The organism is Prevotella sp. P5-108 (assembly GCF_002251385.1).
GTDB lineage: Bacteria > Bacteroidota > Bacteroidia > Bacteroidales > Bacteroidaceae > Prevotella.
The window spans coordinates 200,673-218,575 of sequence record NZ_NPJJ01000043.1; the positions used below are offsets into that span (position 1 = coordinate 200,673).

16 protein-coding genes are annotated in these 17,903 nt (G+C 46.9%); 12 read left to right on the forward strand and 4 right to left on the reverse strand.

The window, feature by feature from the left end; translation table 11 throughout:
- Window positions 1–89 precede the first annotated feature (89 nt).
- The 4 genes from ppdK (at window position 90) to CIK95_RS09025 (ending at window position 6,006) form a co-directional block, all read left to right on the forward strand.
- A complete protein-coding gene (ppdK, locus tag CIK95_RS09010) occupies window positions 90–2,810 on the forward strand; it encodes a pyruvate, phosphate dikinase (RefSeq protein WP_094466870.1) in 2,721 nt (906 codons plus the stop codon).
- A gap of 86 nt (window positions 2,811–2,896) precedes the next feature.
- The gene (locus CIK95_RS09015; RefSeq protein WP_144007792.1) at window positions 2,897–3,403 is read left to right on the forward strand and encodes a hypothetical protein; all 507 of its coding nucleotides are present in this window, start codon (window positions 2,897–2,899) and stop codon (window positions 3,401–3,403) included.
- A gap of 399 nt (window positions 3,404–3,802) precedes the next feature.
- Complete coding sequence (gene dnaB, locus CIK95_RS09020) at window positions 3,803–5,308, forward strand: replicative DNA helicase (RefSeq protein WP_022311414.1); 1,506 nt, start codon at window positions 3,803–3,805, stop codon at window positions 5,306–5,308.
- 17 nt (window positions 5,309–5,325) lie between these two features.
- Window positions 5,326–6,006 carry a tetratricopeptide repeat protein gene (locus CIK95_RS09025; RefSeq protein ID WP_094466834.1) on the forward strand — a complete coding sequence of 227 codons (681 nt, stop codon included), beginning with the start codon at window positions 5,326–5,328 and terminating at the stop codon, window positions 6,004–6,006.
- A 19-nt stretch (window positions 6,007–6,025) separates the two neighbouring features.
- Here the strand turns inward: CIK95_RS09025 and CIK95_RS09030 are convergent, their stop codons facing one another.
- From CIK95_RS09030 to CIK95_RS09040, 3 genes are read right to left on the reverse strand one after another with little or no spacing between them, the layout of a single operon-like run.
- Window positions 6,026–6,700, reverse strand: a complete 675-nt coding sequence (locus CIK95_RS09030; RefSeq protein WP_094386898.1) for an RluA family pseudouridine synthase — start codon at window positions 6,698–6,700, stop codon at window positions 6,026–6,028.
- Complete coding sequence (gene fabG / locus CIK95_RS09035) at window positions 6,700–7,458, reverse strand: 3-oxoacyl-[acyl-carrier-protein] reductase (RefSeq protein WP_022311417.1); 759 nt, start codon at window positions 7,456–7,458, stop codon at window positions 6,700–6,702. The genes CIK95_RS09030 and fabG overlap by 1 nt, the downstream gene beginning before the upstream one ends.
- A gap of 42 nt (window positions 7,459–7,500) precedes the next feature.
- Window positions 7,501–8,106: a TetR/AcrR family transcriptional regulator gene (locus CIK95_RS09040; protein WP_094386897.1), complete on the reverse strand. Its 606-nt coding sequence runs from the start codon at window positions 8,104–8,106 to the stop codon at window positions 7,501–7,503.
- Between the two features lie 659 nt (window positions 8,107–8,765).
- Between CIK95_RS09040 and CIK95_RS09045 the strand changes: the two genes are divergently transcribed.
- The 7 genes from CIK95_RS09045 to CIK95_RS09075 all read left to right on the forward strand — a co-directional run bounded on the left by CIK95_RS09045 (window position 8,766) and on the right by CIK95_RS09075 (window position 15,964).
- On the forward strand, window positions 8,766–9,479 hold the full coding sequence (locus CIK95_RS09045) for a lipoate--protein ligase family protein (protein WP_094466835.1): 714 nt from the start codon (window positions 8,766–8,768) through the stop codon (window positions 9,477–9,479).
- A gap of 19 nt (window positions 9,480–9,498) precedes the next feature.
- Window positions 9,499–10,593, forward strand: coding sequence for a glycine cleavage system aminomethyltransferase GcvT (gene gcvT, locus CIK95_RS09050; RefSeq protein ID WP_094466836.1), 1,095 nt, complete (start codon window positions 9,499–9,501; stop codon window positions 10,591–10,593).
- 53 nt (window positions 10,594–10,646) lie between these two features.
- Window positions 10,647–11,024 carry a glycine cleavage system protein GcvH gene (gene gcvH / locus CIK95_RS09055; RefSeq protein ID WP_022311421.1) on the forward strand — a complete coding sequence of 126 codons (378 nt, stop codon included), beginning with the start codon at window positions 10,647–10,649 and terminating at the stop codon, window positions 11,022–11,024.
- Window positions 11,025–11,058: 34 nt separating this feature from the next.
- On the forward strand, window positions 11,059–12,381 hold the full coding sequence (gene gcvPA, locus CIK95_RS09060) for an aminomethyl-transferring glycine dehydrogenase subunit GcvPA (RefSeq protein WP_094421320.1): 1,323 nt from the start codon (window positions 11,059–11,061) through the stop codon (window positions 12,379–12,381).
- Window positions 12,371–13,828, forward strand: a complete 1,458-nt coding sequence (gcvPB, locus tag CIK95_RS09065) for an aminomethyl-transferring glycine dehydrogenase subunit GcvPB (RefSeq protein WP_022311423.1) — start codon at window positions 12,371–12,373, stop codon at window positions 13,826–13,828. The genes gcvPA and gcvPB overlap by 11 nt, the downstream gene beginning before the upstream one ends.
- Window positions 13,815–15,062, forward strand: coding sequence for an NAD(P)/FAD-dependent oxidoreductase (locus tag CIK95_RS09070; protein WP_094466837.1), 1,248 nt, complete (start codon window positions 13,815–13,817; stop codon window positions 15,060–15,062). Before gcvPB ends, CIK95_RS09070 begins: the two co-directional genes overlap by 14 nt.
- Before the next feature lie 299 nt (window positions 15,063–15,361).
- On the forward strand, window positions 15,362–15,964 hold the full coding sequence (locus CIK95_RS09075; RefSeq protein ID WP_022311425.1) for a riboflavin synthase: 603 nt from the start codon (window positions 15,362–15,364) through the stop codon (window positions 15,962–15,964).
- A 12-nt stretch (window positions 15,965–15,976) separates the two neighbouring features.
- On the opposite strand, the gene CIK95_RS09080 is transcribed toward CIK95_RS09075, so the two are convergent.
- The gene (locus CIK95_RS09080) at window positions 15,977–16,615 is read right to left on the reverse strand and encodes an HAD family hydrolase (protein WP_094386894.1); all 639 of its coding nucleotides are present in this window, start codon (window positions 16,613–16,615) and stop codon (window positions 15,977–15,979) included.
- A 207-nt stretch (window positions 16,616–16,822) separates the two neighbouring features.
- Between CIK95_RS09080 and mltG the strand changes: the two genes are divergently transcribed.
- On the forward strand, window positions 16,823–17,875 hold the full coding sequence (gene mltG / locus CIK95_RS09085) for an endolytic transglycosylase MltG (protein WP_094466838.1): 1,053 nt from the start codon (window positions 16,823–16,825) through the stop codon (window positions 17,873–17,875).
- Window positions 17,876–17,903 lie beyond the last annotated feature (28 nt).

Here is a 17,903-nt window from a genome sequence, read left to right on the forward strand (position 1 = left end):
TTTTCAATAATTTACTTGGAGATATTCTAAAAATGAAGTAACTTTGCAATAATAGAAAAACTAAATAATTTTTGAATAAATTTGATAATATGAGTGAGAAAAGAGTCTATACTTTTGGCAATGGTAAAGCCGAAGGTAACGCAAAAATGAGAGAGGAACTCGGCGGCAAGGGTGCTAACCTTGCCGAGATGAACCTTATCGGAGTTCCAGTTCCTCCCGGTTTCACAATTACCACTGGTTGCTGTAATGAATATTACGAGGTGGGCCAGGAGAAAATCAAGGAAATCCTGAACGATGAAGTAACAGCTGCTGTCAAGCACATCGAAAAGCTGATGAACTCCAAATTTGGTGACGTCCAGAATCCTTTGTTGGTAAGTGTACGTTCTGGCGCCCGCGCATCTATGCCTGGTATGATGGACACCATCCTCAACCTGGGTCTTAATGACGAGGTAGCAGAAGGTTTGGTTCGCAAGACCAACAACCCTCATTTCGTATATGACTCATATCGTCGCTTCGTACAGATGTATGGTGACGTAGTTCTCGAGATGAAGCCCGTAAACAAGGAAGACATCGACCCATTCGAGGAAATTATTGAAAGCGTAAAGGCTGAACGTGGTATCAAGCTCGACAAGGACTTGTCTGTAGAGGAACTGAAGAAACTGGTTGAACTGTTCAAGACCGCCATCAAGGAACGTACTGGCAAAGATTTCCCCGATGATCCTATCGAGCAGCTTTGGGGTGCCATCTGCGCAGTATTCCGCAGCTGGATGAACGAGCGTGCTATCCTGTACCGCAAGATGGAAGGAATTCCAGACGAGTGGGGTACCGCTGTTAGCGTTATGGCCATGGTATTCGGTAATATGGGTGAAACCAGTGCTACTGGTGTTTGCTTCAGCCGCGATGCCGGAAACGGTGAGAATCTCTTCAATGGTGAGTATCTCGTAAACGCACAGGGCGAGGACGTTGTTGCAGGAATCCGTACTCCTCAGCAGATTACCAAGATTGGCTCTCAGCGCTGGGCTGAGCGTGCAGGTATCAGCGAAGAGGAGCGCGTCAGCAAATATCCTTCTATGGAAGAGGCTATGCCTGAGATTTACAACCAGCTGAATGAACTCCAGGATATGCTTGAGCACCACTATCGCGATATGCAGGATATGGAGTTCACTGTTCAGGAGGGCAAGCTGTGGTTCCTTCAGACCCGTAACGGCAAGCGTACCGGTACCGCAATGGTTAAGATTGCCATCGACCTGCTGCACGAGGGTATGATTGACGAGAAGACAGCCATCATGCGCTGCGAGCCTCAGAAGCTGGACGAACTGCTTCACCCCGTATTCGACAAACTTGAGCTTCAGAAGGCTAAGGTTATCACCCAGGGCCTGCCCGCTTCTCCCGGTGCCGCATGTGGCCAGATTGTATTCCATGCTGACGATGCACAGAAGTGGCACGCCGACGGCCATCGCGTAATTATGGTTCGTATCGAGACAAGCCCAGAAGACTTGGCTGGTATGGCATCTGCCGAGGGTATTCTTACCGCTCGTGGAGGTATGACCTCTCATGCTGCCGTAGTTGCCCGTGGTATGGGTAAGTGCTGTGTATCTGGTGCAGGTAGCATCAATGTAGATTATAAGACAAGAACTGTAGAAATCGACGGAGTCGTTTACAAGGAGGGTGATTATATCTCTCTCAATGGTTCAACCGGTCAGGTTTATGCAGGCGAAGTTCCCACCAAGGCTGCTGAGCTCAGCGGAGACTTCAAGGAGCTGATGGACCTCTGCGACAAGTATACCAAGTTGCAGGTTCGCACCAACGCAGACACTCCTCATGACGCAGCCGTAGCCCGCACATTCGGTGCCAAGGGTATCGGTCTTACACGTACTGAGCACATGTTCTTCGAAGACAAGAAGATTGTTGCAATGCGTGAAATGATTTTGGCTGACAGTGCCGAGGGACGCAAGAACGCTCTTGACAAGCTGTTGCCTTATCAGAAGGCAGACTTCAAGGGTATCCTTGAGGCTATGGATGGTTGCCCCGTCAACATACGTCTGCTTGACCCACCTCTCCACGAGTTCGTTCCCCACGATCGTGCTGGTCAGGAAGTTATGGCAAAACAAATGGGCGTGGATGTTTCTGCTATCAAGCGTCGCGTTGAGAGCCTCGCAGAAAACAATCCTATGCTTGGTCACCGTGGTTGCCGTCTGGGAATCACATTCCCAGAGATTACTGCCATGCAGACTCGTGCCATCCTCTCTGCCGCTTGCGAACTGAAGAAGGAAGGCAAGAATCCTATGCCAGAGATTATGGTACCTCTTATCGGTACACTCAACGAGTTTAAGCAGCAGAAGGGTGTTATCCTCAAAGCCGCTGCCGAAGTATTCGAGGAGTATGGTGAGAAGATTGATTTTGAAATCGGTACAATGATTGAGATTCCTCGTGCCGCCCTTATAGCAGACCGCATTGCTGAGGAGGCTGAGTATTTCAGCTTCGGTACTAACGACCTTACTCAGATGACCTTCGGTTACAGCCGCGATGACATCGCCAGCTTCTTGCCCGTATATCTTGAGAAGAAGATTCTGAAGGTCGATCCTTTCCAGGTTCTCGACCAGGCTGGTGTTGGTCAGTTGGTTAAGATGGCTGTAGAAAAGGGTCGTGCCGTACGTCCAAACCTGCTTACCGGTATCTGCGGTGAGCACGGAGGCGAACCCAGCTCAGTTAAGTTCTGTGCCAAGATTGGCCTCAACTACGCCAGCTGTTCACCTTTCCGCGTGCCAATAGCCCGTCTTGCTGCGGCCCAAGCTGCTGTAGAGGAATAATTCATTATTCTTAATTATAAAAGAGGTGGAGATAACATTCTCCACCTCTTTATATTTAATACATTATTATATATATACAAATAAGAGTGAAGATAATCAAGTTTCTTTTGTCCTTTATCTTTTGCGTTCTGCCATTGACAGAAGCATTAGGAGAAGGTTTCGTCACTATAGATTTTGGAACTTCTAAAAAGGAAGCAACTGAACACTTTATTACAATGTGGGGCCAACCCGACATTGTTAATGATGAAGCCATCGTCTTTCTGAATAAAGACTATCGTGGCTTCAGGTTCAACAAGATTATTATCGGTTTTGAAAACAAGAGCGATGACCATCATTTCAATCAGGCCCGCTTCTTCATTGCCCGCCACGCAAGACATCATGCTGTTGTACAGCGTGACTCTATAGCCAGAGTAATGGCCCAGAAGTATGGTTACGGCATCAGCACCGACTACGAGGAAAATGGAAACAAATTCTATAAAGGCGGCGCATCTCCAGAGGGTATCGGCTTCCTGTTTACTATTTATACGCAGCGTAGAGAAGGTCGCTGGATGACCGAACTTCGCTTCGGTGCCTTTCATAAAATAAAGAAATAAATCATAAATCTCATGTTAAAAAGCGCACAGGCAACAGCTGAAAGCGTAAAATTTGTGAATAATATCACCACAATGGCCACATTATGGTTAAAAGATGTTATAACAGAACAAAATTTGCGCAAAAATACTTGCATAAATATATGATAATTATTAAATTTGCAGTGTGTTTTTCATGGTATTAGATTATTAAGGTTTAGAAGGATTGGTTGTCGTGAGACAATCAATCTTTTTTTTGCCCATAACATTCGGGAGATTTTCCATATGCGTTACAAGAACAACCAGAGTAAGGATATCGGTCGGGAGGATAGATGGCGATAGCGTTAAATCTATCTAAAAAGAAACATCTTGTTATGTCAGCTCAAATTCTTTTCGTACATTTGCAATCCCAAATTTTTGATTATGGCAGATAATAATAATTCTACTCGCCGCAAAGCGTCTTCGACAACAATTGATACCTCGTATGGTCACTTGCAGCCCCAAGCCCTGGATGTGGAAAGGTTGGTATTGGGCGCCTTGATGATAGACAAAGATGCATTTTCAGTAGTTTCTGAGTTTTTAAAACCTCAGACGTTTTATGAACCACGCAACCAAAAAATATATCAAGCTATCCAAACGCTTAATGTGGATGAGCATCCTGTTGATATCTCTACAGTTATAGAAGAATTAAAACGCGAAGGCACTCTTGATGACATCGGAGGTCCCTCGTATGTACTCCAGTTAAGCCATGACGTGGCTTCGTCTGCTCATATTGAATACCATGCACATATCCTGGCGCAAAAGTTCTTGGCACGCCAACTTATTTCTTATGCAGGCAACATTGAGACCAAAGCCTTTGACGAGTCCATTGATGTCAACGAACTGATGCAGGAGGCAGAGGGAAGCCTGTTTGAGTTGTCGCAGAATAACATGAAGAAGGACTATGTACAGGTTGATCCGGTTATCAATAAGGCTATCGAAATGCTTCAGAAGGCCGCCGAAACCACAGGAGGTCTTACTGGAGTACCAACAGGCTATACCAAACTTGATGAGAAGACCAGTGGCTGGCAGAAATCAGACCTTGTCATCATAGCCGGACGTCCTGCAATGGGTAAAACTTCTTTCGCTCTGTCACTTGCCAAAAACATTGCTGTAGACTATAAATTCCCCATTGCTTTCTTCTCACTTGAAATGAGCAATGTCCAGCTTGTCAACCGCCTTATTTCCAACGTTTGCTCCATTTCGGGCAGCAAAATGCTTAACGGTCAATTGTCCCATGACGAGTGGGAGCGTCTTGACAAGGACATACGAAAACTCCAGGGTTCACCTATCTATATCGATGACACACCCGGATTGTCTATCTTTGAATTAAGAACCAAAGCTCGGCGATTGGTACGCGAAAAAGGGGTGAAGATTATAATGATTGACTACCTACAGTTGATGAACGCAAATGGTATGCGTTTCGGTAGCCGTCAAGAGGAGGTTGCCAAAATATCGCAGTCACTCAAGGGTCTGGCTAAAGAATTGGACATTCCCATTTTGGCTCTCTCTCAGCTCAACCGTACTGTAGAAGGTCGTGAAGGAGTCGAGGGAAAGCGTCCACAACTTAGCGACTTGCGTGAATCGGGAGCCATTGAGCAGGATGCGGATATGGTAATGTTTGTACATCGTCCTGAATATTATCATATCTTCCAGGATGACAAGGGACGCGACCTGCATGGAATGGCGCAGATTATCATTGCCAAACACCGTAAAGGAGCAACTGGTGATGTGCTTCTTACCTTCAAGGGCGAGTTTACACGCTTTCAAAACCCAGAAAACGAGAATGGTCCTGAACCTCAAGGTCCCAACGGGGAAATTATCGGCAGTCGCATGAATGACCCGTTGAGTGATGACACTTCGTTTCCACCGCCAGACATGCCATTCTAAGATATAAAACTTTAATTATGAAAGTATCAAAACTATTGTTGGCGGCTGCCCTTTGTATAATCTGCGACATGGGTTATGCACAAAAGACCAATCCGCTGCGAGACAGTTTGAAGATTGCCGTCAACGAACTTGCATTCCATCCCGATTCGATAGACTTGCTGCTCAAGAAAGCTGCCTGGAATATCGAGTTGGGTGAGTGGAATTATGCCAAAAATGCTTATGATAAGGTGTTGGCGCTCCAACCCACCAATATCGCAGGCCTGTACTACCGGGCATATGTCAACGAGCAGTTGAGACGTTACAACTTTGCCCGTATGGACTATGAAAACCTACTTCTACTTGTACCCGGAAACTTTGAAGCGCAACTCGGCTTAGCCCTTCTCAATCAAAAGGACAAAAGATACACGCTGGCCCTTGACCAAATTAATCGCCTTGTTAGCCAATATCCCGACAGTGCACTTGCGTATGCTGCCCGAGGCGGTATGGAAATTGAGCGAGGAATGTATGATTTAGCATTAGACGATTACACGATGGCATTGAAGAAATCTCCGGGCAACACTGATTACCGTCTGAATCGTATAGATTTGTATATCCGCTTGGGTAAATTAGATGCTGCCAAAGCCGATCTTGATTGGATGGTAGTCCACGGTGTACCACGTGCAGCTCTGTTGGAACAGTACAAACGGCTAAAGCGTTAGCCTATAACGACATTCTTGATCAAATGCTTTCGGCCAATGCCTTCCACAAAGCATCAGATGGGGTAGGGGCTTCCACCTGTATTGTATCTTTAGATACCGGATGAACAAACTCAATACGCTTGGCCATGAGGGAAATGCTGCCATCAGGGTTAGATCGCGGAAAACCATATTTCAGGTCGCCCTTGATAGGGCAGCCCATATGGCTCAGCTGACATCTTATCTGGTGATGCCTTCCAGTCATAAGATGCACTTCAAGCAAGGTGTATCTGTCTGTTCTTGCCAGCACGGAATACCGCAAACAGGCATTCTTAGAGTTCTTTACTTCGTGATCATAGGCGTAGCTTTTATTTTGTTTCTCGTTACGCACTATCCAATTATTCAGTTCGGCTTCACTCTGTATTGGTGTGTTTTTCACTATTGCCCAATAGGTTTTGTGTACGTCTCCCTTGCGGAACATTTCATTGAGACGTGCAAGAGCCTTAGATGTTTTAGCAAAGACAACTAACCCACTTACAGGTCTATCTAAGCGATGCACCACACCGAGGAATACGTTCCCCGGTTTGTGGTACTTCACCTTAATATATTCTTTCACCGTCTCCGAGAGAGGGCGATCGCCGGTTTTATCTCCCTGAACGATCTCGCCACTCTGCTTGTTGACGATAATGATATGATTGTCTTCGTATACTACTTCCATTACATATTCATGCCGCCGTCAACCTGTATTACCTGGCCACTTACGTATGATGACATGTCTGAAGCGAGGAACAGACATACATTAGCAATGTCGTTGGTCTGTCCGCCACGACGCAGAGGAATCTTCTTCATCCAGTCTTTGCGGATATCCTCAGAAAGCTGAGCTGTCATAGGTGTCTCAATGAAACCTGGTGCTACTGCATTTGCACGAACGCCCTTAGGTCCAAGTTCCTGTGCAATTGACTTTGCCAATCCAATCATACCCGCCTTTGAGGCAGAGTAGTTACACTGGCCAGCATTACCATGAACTCCAACTACAGAAGACATGTTGATGATTGAACCACCACGCTGACGCAACATAATGGGGGCACAAGCATGGATGAAGTTGAATGCAGACTTTAGGTTTACATTGAGTACTGCATCCCACTGAGCTTCCGACATACGGAGCATCAGTCCATCCTTAGTGATACCAGCATTGTTGACCAATACGTCGATGCTGCCGAAATCAGCATGAATCTGCTTTACTACTTTTTCTGTCTCCTCGAAATCAGCGGCATTGCCAGCATATGCACGACATGTTACGCCCAGAGCTTCGATTTCCTTACGTGTTGCTTCGAGTCCAGCGGCCATATCGTCGTTGAGCACGAGGTCGGTAAATGCGATGTTTGCGCCTTCTGTGGCAAATTTCATTGCGACAGCTTTTCCGATGCCGCGTGCTGCTCCTGTGATAAGAGCAGTTTTACCTGTTAATAATCCCATGTTAATCTAATATTAAAGTAAATTTTATAATGTTCCTATAATCTATCGCTTATCCATGAATTCACGACTTTTACCCAAGGCTCCATATACCACCTTTGCCACCTGCGGCTTGCTTGTTTCCACGTTGAGACCGTGGCCTAATCGTCCGTATATGAAAGGCACTTCGAGTCCTTTGATACAATAGTGCGTGATGTCTGCGACCAGATCCACGTTGTCTATATCAAACTCTCCGTCAGCCTTACCATCAGAATAAACCTTACGGAAGAGCTCAATCTCGTATTCGTCAAAATTCTTTCTAACTTTTTCGACCATCCATATATTACGGAAGAATTCTGCACGCAGATTTCCATTGCGTACAACCGTTTCGCGTATCATGCTGAGATGTGTATATATAAGTTCGATGATTTTTTCCTGTGGGGGAATCTTCTTGTTTGCCACTTCATCAAGTTTTTCAGACAAACGCTCCAATTCAGACTCAATGACAGCAGAAAAGATTTCCTCTTTACGATTAAAGTATGTATAGAGGGTTCGGCGACCTTTGCCTGAAGCGACTGCAATGTCGTTCATAGTGGTGTTAGCTATACCTTTCTTGGCAAACAGCTGACGAGCTACGTCTACCAGCATCTGTCTTGTCTTGGATATGGACATAATCTATAACAATCTAAAGGCGTACAAAATTGCACATGCCAATTTTATTGTGCAAAAGTAGGGACTTTTAGGGAATAATACAAACAATTCGCTCCCAATTTTTAGAGAAGTATTAAAAAACTTTAATTCCACGACAGCTATAGTCACAATACCAAGTTAGGAAATTAATTCGAGATGGGCCATATTGATTAATCGAAAAATTCCAGGGGCGTTGATAACATGGAATGATATATTGACATCAAGTTAAACTAACACGACTAAAAGTTTAACCACTAAAAAAGACTACACATTAATAATTACTACGCCCAAAGCAACAAAAATCAGAACTGAAGCGAAACAAACAGAATGTATTAAATGAAAGCACTGTTATTTTCTCCCATTCCGCAGTATTCGAGAAAAGAATAGGACATGCAGTCATAATATTTATTTAACATAATGCCGATTATATTATTTTTCTATCTATTCACATTTGGGTTTATATTTGGTATTTGTGACAAATTTATGAAGATAAAGTGAAGTGCGTGCTTTAATTTATTTTTTTCATGACTTTCCTTTTTCTTTTCAGCATTTTATTTTTTCTTTTCAGCATTTTATTACTATATTTGCAACTGATTAAACAAGATATAGAATATAGACAACAAGATATAGAAATATAGACAATGACTTATATTGAAACAGGCGACGAACAGACCCACCGGCTGAGTTTCTATCTCGCCATGGAAGAATATATAGCACGCCATTTGTTACATCAAGACGATTGCTTCTTCATGTGGCAAGTGGAGCCCTCCGTAATATTCGGACGCAATCAGGTTCCTCAGAACGAGGTAAATATAGAATACTGTATCGAGAATAGCATACAAACTTACCGCCGCAAGAGCGGAGGTGGATGTGTCTATGCTGACCAAAGCAACGTGATGCTCTCCTATATAACTCCTGACGCCAATGTGACCGATACGTTCAGCAGATATATGCGAATGGTAGCCGACACTCTGCAGGAAATAGGTATCGACGCTCATCCCAACGACCACAACGACATCATGATTGGCAACCGCAAGGTGTCGGGCAATGCCATCTACCGGCTGCCAGGCAGCATCATCGCCCATGGCACTCTGCTCTACGATACAGATATGGAACATATGATGCACGCCATTACCCCCTCACGGCAGAAGCTCGACCGTCATGGAGTAGAGAGTGTACGTCAACGCATCTGCCTGCTTAAAGACTATACTCCACTCCCCTTTGCAGATATACGCGCAAAGATACGCCAGCACCTCTGCCAAACGACCTATACGCTGACAGAGCATGACCGCGAAAAGGTGAGAGAGATAGAGCTCGAATACCTTGACCCTCAGTTTATCGGAATTGCAGACTAATAACATTAACAGACAAGATATGGAAAACAAGAAAACGTGTCTCTATGACAAACATGTAGCGCTGGGCGCACTCATCTCTCCCTTCGGCGGTTTTGACATGCCGATACAGTACAGCTCCATCATCGATGAGCATCAGGCAGTAAGACAACACTGCGGTGTATTCGATGTGTCACACATGGGCGAAGTACGCGTAAGCGGTCCAGACGCCGAAAAATATGTAAACCACATATTCACCAACGACATCAAGGACGCCCCACAGAGCAAAATATACTATGGCATGATGTGCTACCCCAACGGTGGCACCGTAGATGACCTGCTCGTCTACAAGATGGGACATCAAGACTATTTCATCGTCATCAATGCTGCCAACATTGACAAAGATGTGGAATGGATGAAAGGCCACGCCGAGGGATTTGACATCACGCTCGACCACTGCTCTGACCGTTATGGCCAGCTGGCCGTGCAAGGTCCTAAATCGCCACAGGTGATGCTCGACATTCTGGGCCTCGACTGCAATGACCTCGTTTTCTACACCGTCAAGACCATTACCCTGGCTGATGGAGAAGAGATTATCGTATCACGTACTGGATATACTGGCGAAGACGGATTTGAGATCTATGGAAGCCACGACTATATACGTCAGGCATGGGACAAACTGATTGAAAGTGGCCAGTGCAAACCTTGCGGACTGGGTTGTCGCGACACACTGCGCTTCGAGGTTGGACTGCCTCTCTACGGTGACGAGCTCAGTCAGGACATCTCTCCCGTCATGGCCGGCCTTTCCATGTTCTGCAAACTCGACAAAGAAGAATTCATTGGTCGCGAAGCCCTGGCACAACAGAAAGCCGAAGGAGTAAGTAAGCGTCTTCGCGGAATAGAACTCGAGGGACACGCCGTGCCCCGACATGGCTACAAGGTGCTCAAAGATGGTGTGGAAGTAGGCGAAGTGACTACAGGCTACCGACTGATTTCCGTTGATAAGAGTTGCGCCGTAGCTCTTGTCGACAGCAGCATCCAGATGGGTGACACCGTAGAAGTTCAGATACGCAAGAAAACCTTCCCTGGTAAGGTTGTCAAGAAGAAGTTCTACGAGAAGCACTACCACAAGGCATAACCACCCCACCCCAACAACACAAAAATCAATAATCACTATTAAAGAATAAAACTATGGCAACAGTAATGGAAGGACTCTATTATGCAGAGTCACACGAGTATGTAAAAGTAGAAGGCGAATTCGGCTACGTAGGCATCACAGACTATGCTCAGCACGAATTGGGCAACGTAGTATATGTAGATATGCCCGAAGTTGACGACGAAGTGACTGCCGGCGAAGAATTTGGTGCTGTAGAAAGCGTCAAAGCTGCTTCTGATTTGCTCTCCCCCGTCAGCGGAACTGTGGTAGAAGTTAACGAAGAGCTCGAAGACCAACCCGAGAAAATCAACGAAGATGCCTTCGGCAACTGGATTATAAAAGTAAAGCTCAGCGACCCATCGGAACTCGACAATCTTATGGACGCCAAGGCCTACGCTGAAATGACCAAATAAAAGGTTTAATCACACTGACACAACCATTCAAGTTATGGCATACAAATATTTTCCACAGACAGAGGAAGACATCCGCGAAATGCTGGCCAAGATAGGCGCGGGCTCGCTGGATGACCTCTATGCGGAAGTGCCCGACGAAATACGCTATAAAGGCGAATACCGACTGCCCGACGCAATGAGCGAGGTAGAAGTACGCCAGTTTATAGGCAAGTTGGCACAGAACAACAAGCAGCTTGTATGCTTTGCCGGAGCCGGAATCTATGACCACTACACCCCGTCGGCCATTCCTTCACTGATAGCACGCTCCGAGTTTCTTACAAGCTACACCCCCTACCAGGCCGAGATTTCACAAGGTACCCTCCACTACATCTTCGAATACCAATCGATGATGAGCGAACTCACCGGAATGGAAATCTCCAACGCATCAATGTATGACGGCACCACTGCTACAGCGGAAGCTGTACTCATGGCCAACGCTTCGAGCAAGAAGTCTAACCGTGTGCTCGTATCTGAGACACTCGACCCCAAAACTCGCAGTGTAGTGGACACCTATGCCCATTACCACGGAGTGGAACTGGTTACGATTCCCGCTCAAGACGGAGTGACCTCACACCAAGCCCTTGCTTCGCTCGTTGACGAAGCTCCCGTGGCAGGAGTTGTAGTACAGCAGCCCAACCGATATGGCATCATCGAAGACTTTACAGGTATGGCAGACCTCTGTCACGACCATAAAGCCCTCTTCATCATCAACAGTATTGCAGCCGACCTGGCCCTCCTCAAGACCCCAGGAGAATGGGGCGCTGACATTGCTGTAGGCGACGGACAGTCACTCGGTATTCCAATGACCTACGGAGGCCCCTCGGTAGGCTACATGTGCTGTACAGAGAAGATGATGCGCAAGATGCCGGGACGCATCGTTGGCAAGACCACCGACCACGACGGACGACGCGCCTTCGTACTCACATTGCAGGCTCGCGAGCAACACATACGCCGTCAGAAAGCCACCAGCAACATTTGCAGCAACGAGTCACTCATGGCTCTCTTTGTGACCATTTACATGAGCTTGATGGGCAAGGAAGGTCTGAAAGAAGCTGCCCAACTCTCCTATGACGCAGCCCACTATCTCTACGACAATCTGCTCAAGAGCGATAGCTTCTCCCCCACTTTCGACCAGCCTTTCTTCAATGAGTTCTGCATCGATTACAAGGGAGATGTAGACCAACTCCTGAACAGACTCGAAGCAAATGGCATTTTGGGAGGTATCAAAATCGGTGACCATACCATCATGATGGCCGTAACGGAGAAACGCACCAAAGAAGAAGTTGACCTTTTAATTAGTTTGTGTCATGAACAGTAGATTATACGGAAACCTCATATTTGAGCTGTCACGCCCCGGCACCCGAGGCTACAGCCTGCCCCGCAACCACTTCGGCCATCATGCACTCCCTGACAGCCAGCGCCGTCAGCACGATGCAGAATTGCCCGAGTGTGACGAACTGACCGTAGTAAGACACTACACAAATCTTAGCGGCAACAACTTTGGCGTCAACAATGGTTTCTATCCTCTCGGCAGTTGTACGATGAAGTACAATCCCTGCATCAATGAGGAAATAGCCAACCTCCCACAGTTTGCCAACCTCCATCCCGCCCAGTCTACAGATAGCTGCCAGGGAGCCCTCGAGGTAGAATACAACCTGCAGCAGTCGCTTGCCGAACTTACCGGATTGGCTGACTTCACTCTGAATCCCTTTGCCGGTGCTCACGGAGAGCTCACCGGACTGATGATTATCAGCAACTATCACCAGCAACGTGGTGATACCAAGCGCAAGAAGGTAATCGTGCCCGACTCAGCCCATGGTACTAACCCTGCATCAGCAGCTGTATGCGGACTGGAGATTGTGGAAGTCAAGAGTACTGCCGAAGGCGTGGTTGACGTGGAAGACCTCAAGCCACTATTGGGAGATGACATTGCTGCAATGATGATGACCAATCCCAACACACTTGGTCTTTTTGAAACAAAGATACCTGAGATTGCGAAACTGGTACACGACTGCGGTGCACTGATGTACTATGATGGAGCCAACCTCAATCCCATGCTCGGTGCATGCCGCCCTGGAGATATGGGATTTGACGTTATGCACATCAATCTCCACAAGACATTCTCTACGCCCCATGGAGGCGGTGGTCCGGGAAGCGGCCCCGTTGGTGTGCGCAGCGGACTGGAGCAATACCTTCCCTCGCCCCACGTGGTTAAGCATGGCGACAAGTTCACTGTTACAAACGATAGCCACAACCATGTAGGAGCATGGCTTGGAAACTTCGGAGTGATTCTGCGCGCCTATACCTATATACTTACTTTGGGTCACGAGAATGTCAAGATGGTTGGTCCTTTGGCCACCCTCAATGCCAACTACATCAAGGAAAGTCTCAAAGACGTCTACGAGCTACCCATTGAGGGACTCTGCAAGCACGAATTCGTATTCGACGGACTCAAGGACAAATCTACCGATGTTACCACGATGGATGTGGCCAAGCGTCTGCTTGATTATGGCTACCACGCTCCCACTATCTACTTCCCACTCCTCTTCCATCAGGCTATGATGATTGAGCCCACAGAGAATGAGAGCAAACAGACTATCGACAGCTTCATCCACGTGATGCGACAGATTGCACAGGAAGCCAAGGAAAACCCAGATGTGGTGAAGACAGCTCCCCACAATGCGCCAATCTCTCGTGTTGACGACGTTCTGGCTGCCAAGCATCCTATACTCACCTATAAACAATTGGTCAATGACAAAGACTGATCTGATTATCATTGGAAGCGGCCCCGGAGGTTACCGGGCCGCCCAATATGCAGCACAGCACGGACTGGAAGTCATCATCTTTGAAGACCGTCAGGCCGGAGGAACGTGCCTTAACGAGGGATGTATACCCACCAAATGCCTGGTTCACGACTCCCTCAAAGGCACCCCATTTGAGCAGGCCATGCTACGAAAGGAGGAAGTTAGCGCACAGCTGCGTCAGGGAGTGGAGATACTCATGTCGCAGCCCCATGTCACAATGGTCAAGGCCCATGCCCGTATCACCGCCCCCGGCACTGTAGAGGCAGGAACAGAGACCTATAGCGCCGACAACATCATCATCGCTACTGGCAGCAGCGCCAAGATGCCACCCATCAGCGACATCGACAGACCAGAAGTGATGACTTCTACCCAACTGCTACAACTAAAGTCGCTCCCCAAGCGCCTTGCCGTAGTAGGAGCAGGCGTGATAGGCATGGAGTTTGCCGCCATCTTTCATCGTATGGGTGTAGAGGTGGAAGTCTATGAATTCCTCAAGGAATGTCTGCCTATGATAGACAAGGACCTCGCTAAGCGCCTCCGCAAGAAGATGGAAAAAGACGGTATCAAATTCAACATGGGTTATAGTGTAGAGAGCATTGCATCTCTTCAAGCCGACGCCGTGTTAGTGGCAACTGGTCGCAAACCCAATCTTGATGAAGACGAATTGCAGACATTGGGCATAGAGTATGACCGCAGAGGTATCGTCACCGACAACAATATGCAGACATCGGTAACAGGTATCTATGCCATCGGCGACGTCAACGGTAAGGCTTTGCTCGCCCACGCTGCCACATTCCAGGGGTTCCGTGCAGTTAACCACATACTTCAACGGGCAGACTCTATCCGTCTTGACATCATGCCATCCGCGGTATTTACAGACCCGGAAGTCGCTACCGTCGGACTTACTGATGATGCCTGCAAGAAGGAGGGTATTACATGCAAAGTGCACAAAGGGTTCTATCGCTCCAACGGTAAGGCTCTGGCAGATGAAGCAACCGAAGGTCTGGCCAAAATTGTAACAGATGACGAGGGCCGCATAATAGGTTGCCACATTCTGGGTGCCCATGCAGCCGATATGGTACAGGAGATAGCCGCCCTCATGAACCAGGATGTCACGCTTGCACAACTTGCTGATATTGTGCACATCCACCCCACTTTTGGCGAAATCATCCAGGACATCGCTATCAACAGTTGATTTAATCTGACACGAAAAAAGTCAGACAATAGTTTTGTAAAATGAGCGATATGTTGTAATTTTGCATGCACAAAACAGGGGTTGCACCGATTCGATCGGGATAGTCATCACATTTAAAACAATTACCGAGAAAGCTCCTCTTGTCAATGGCGGGCCATATAAACTCCCTCAAGGGAACTAAGTCGAAAGACCGATGGATTACAAAGGCGGAGGGCACTCAAATCTTATTTACTCGGACTTATCATCACATCATCGTGCAACCCCTTCTTTATTTTTTTACCCAATAATACGATTACAGCATGTTTAGTGGAATAGTAGAAGAGATGGCCACAGTCACAGCCATCGTCAGAGAACAAGAGAATATACATATCACCCTGAGATGCTCGTTCACCGCTGAGCTCAAGATAGACCAAAGCATAGCCCACAACGGCGTCTGCCTTACAGTAGTGGCTATCGATGGTGATTGTTATACGGTCACCGCGATGAAAGAGACGCTCGACCGTTCTAATTTAGGTATGCTTACCGTTGGCAGCCACGTTAACATAGAACGCTCGATGCTCATGAATGGCCGCCTCGATGGACATATCGTACAAGGACACGTGGACCAAACCGCACTATGCACTGCCGTGACCGATGCCGACGGCAGTACCTATTACGATTTTACCTACCATTACGACAGGGCTATGGCCCATCGTGGCTACTTTACAGTGGACAAAGGCTCAGTAACAGTCAATGGCGTATCACTTACTGTATGTCAGCCCACGGACAACAGTTTCCGCGTTGCCATCATCCCCTACACACGCGAGCACACCAATATTGGTGAAATCACAGTAGGCTCTACGGTCAACATAGAGTTTGATATTCTCGGAAAATACATCGCAAGATTGCAATCTCTCCAATAGATTGCAATCTTTTTATAATAGAATTTCTTCTGGCGTCTCTACCAAGCGTTGGGCACCATGCTCGATGAGGAAATCGCGAGAACGGAATCCCCACAGCACACTGATGCAAGGCATATTACAGTTGCGAGCGGTCTCAATATCCACATCACTGTCGCCAATATACACTGCACCATCCCTACTTGCCCCAAGTTGTCTTAGGGCCTCCTCTACCGTATCAGGAGCAGGTTTCTTACGAATATTCTCGCGTTCACCAATCGCCACCGCTACATATTCGCCAAAAAAATGACGGCATAGCTCTTGTGTGGCGGCATAAAACTTATTGCTCACCACAGCAATGTTCTTTCCACGTTTCTTGAGTTCTTTCAGCATAGGCATCACTCCCTCGTAGGGCGCCGTGGTGTCGAGATTGTGCTTGAGATAATGCTGACGAAAACAGGCATAGGCATCGTCAAAGAGCGGATTATCCGTCCCTTCGGGTATAGCCCGCTCCATAAGTTTCTTCACTCCGTTACCTACAAATCTTCTTACATCATCTTCGCTGTGTTCGGGCATGCCATAAGTACGAAGAGCATAATTGGTACTCGCTGCCAAGTCATGCAATGTATCGAGCAGCGTACCATCAAGGTCAAAAATATATGTCTGATATTCCATTGTATATCCTCCAAACATCGGCAAAGGTAACAATTATTCCCCACTCATCTATCCTGAGCAACTATAAAAAATGCTAATTATTGGCCTTATCCTTATCTTTATGGCAAACCACGGGAAACAGCTACTCTCACGGGCAAAAAATAAATCATTTTATTTTGTTCTCCAATGGCTTTTCGCTAACTTTGCATGAAACTAATTAGTATAAAGATGAAACCACTTACAAAAAGCAATAAGAAGTATATCGTCATGGCATTGACCTGCCTCGCGGTCATGTCGGGATTTGCATATTACTACTTCTTCTCGGCCTTCTCCGTTTCTTCCACAACAGAATATCTGTACATAGACCAGGACGATAACATCGACTCGGTATTCACCAAACTTACCCCGATAGCCTCGCGTCACGGTATGCAAGGATTGAGCACGCTTGTAAGACACAGCGATTACCCAGAAATCATTAAGACCGGACGCTACGAGATAACCACATCAATAGGGGCATTCCAGCTTTTTAGAAGAATCAAAGCAGGCATGCAATCTCCCGTGCACCTCACAGTCCCCTCGGTACGTACGGTGGAAGATTTGGCAGAAGAGCTCACAACCAAGCTCATGCTTGACAGTGCCACACTCCATGCAGCCCTTGTCAACCCAGATACCTGTAAGACTTACGGCTACACACCTGAGACTATCACATGTATGTTTGTACCAAATACATATGAGGTCTACTGGAACATATCTCTCTCCAAACTCCTCAAGCGCATGAAGAAGGAGAGTGATTCATTCTGGAATGAAGACCGTATGGCTAAGGCGCAGCGTCTGAAACTAACACCCATAGAGGTTATCACCCTTGCAAGTATAGTAGACGAAGAGACTGCCAACAATGCCGAGAAGCCCATGGTGGCTGGTATGTATTACAATCGCCTGATGATGCGCGATGGAGAATACCCAAATGGCATGCCGCTGCAGGCCGACCCTACTATCAAATTCGCGCTCAAGCAGTTTGCGTTGAAACGCATTTACCACAATATGCTACAAACGCAAAGTCCATACAACACATACGTCAACACAGGTCTGCCTCCAGGCCCCATCCGCATTCCTACCGTGGCAGGCATAGACGCAGTACTCAATATGGTACACCATAATTATATATATATGTGCGCGAAGGAAGACTTCAGTGGTACTCATAATTTTGCCAGCAACTATAAGGACCATCAGGCCAATGCTGCCAAGTATAGCAAAGCCCTCAATGCAAGAGGCATAAAGTAGAATTCACCTATTTATTAACAATCAATGT

Coding starts and splice junctions, on each gene's coding strand:
- gcvPB (WP_022311423.1), top strand. CDS start 12,371: ATGAACAGTAGATTATACGGAAACCTCATATTTGAGCTGTCACGCCCC.
- gcvPA (WP_094421320.1), top strand. CDS start 11,059: ATGGCATACAAATATTTTCCACAGACAGAGGAAGACATCCGCGAAATG.
- CIK95_RS09045 (WP_094466835.1), top strand. CDS start 8,766: ATGACTTATATTGAAACAGGCGACGAACAGACCCACCGGCTGAGTTTC.
- gcvH (WP_022311421.1), top strand. CDS start 10,647: ATGGCAACAGTAATGGAAGGACTCTATTATGCAGAGTCACACGAGTAT.
- CIK95_RS09080 (WP_094386894.1), bottom strand. CDS start 16,615: ATGGAATATCAGACATATATTTTTGACCTTGATGGTACGCTGCTCGAT.
- CIK95_RS09040 (WP_094386897.1), bottom strand. CDS start 8,106: ATGTCCATATCCAAGACAAGACAGATGCTGGTAGACGTAGCTCGTCAG.
- CIK95_RS09025 (WP_094466834.1), top strand. CDS start 5,326: ATGAAAGTATCAAAACTATTGTTGGCGGCTGCCCTTTGTATAATCTGC.
- mltG (WP_094466838.1), top strand. CDS start 16,823: ATGAAACCACTTACAAAAAGCAATAAGAAGTATATCGTCATGGCATTG.
- fabG (WP_022311417.1), bottom strand. CDS start 7,458: ATGGGATTATTAACAGGTAAAACTGCTCTTATCACAGGAGCAGCACGC.
- dnaB (WP_022311414.1), top strand. CDS start 3,803: ATGGCAGATAATAATAATTCTACTCGCCGCAAAGCGTCTTCGACAACA.
- CIK95_RS09070 (WP_094466837.1), top strand. CDS start 13,815: ATGACAAAGACTGATCTGATTATCATTGGAAGCGGCCCCGGAGGTTAC.
- CIK95_RS09075 (WP_022311425.1), top strand. CDS start 15,362: ATGTTTAGTGGAATAGTAGAAGAGATGGCCACAGTCACAGCCATCGTC.
- CIK95_RS09030 (WP_094386898.1), bottom strand. CDS start 6,700: ATGGAAGTAGTATACGAAGACAATCATATCATTATCGTCAACAAGCAG.
- gcvT (WP_094466836.1), top strand. CDS start 9,499: ATGGAAAACAAGAAAACGTGTCTCTATGACAAACATGTAGCGCTGGGC.
- ppdK (WP_094466870.1), top strand. CDS start 90: ATGAGTGAGAAAAGAGTCTATACTTTTGGCAATGGTAAAGCCGAAGGT.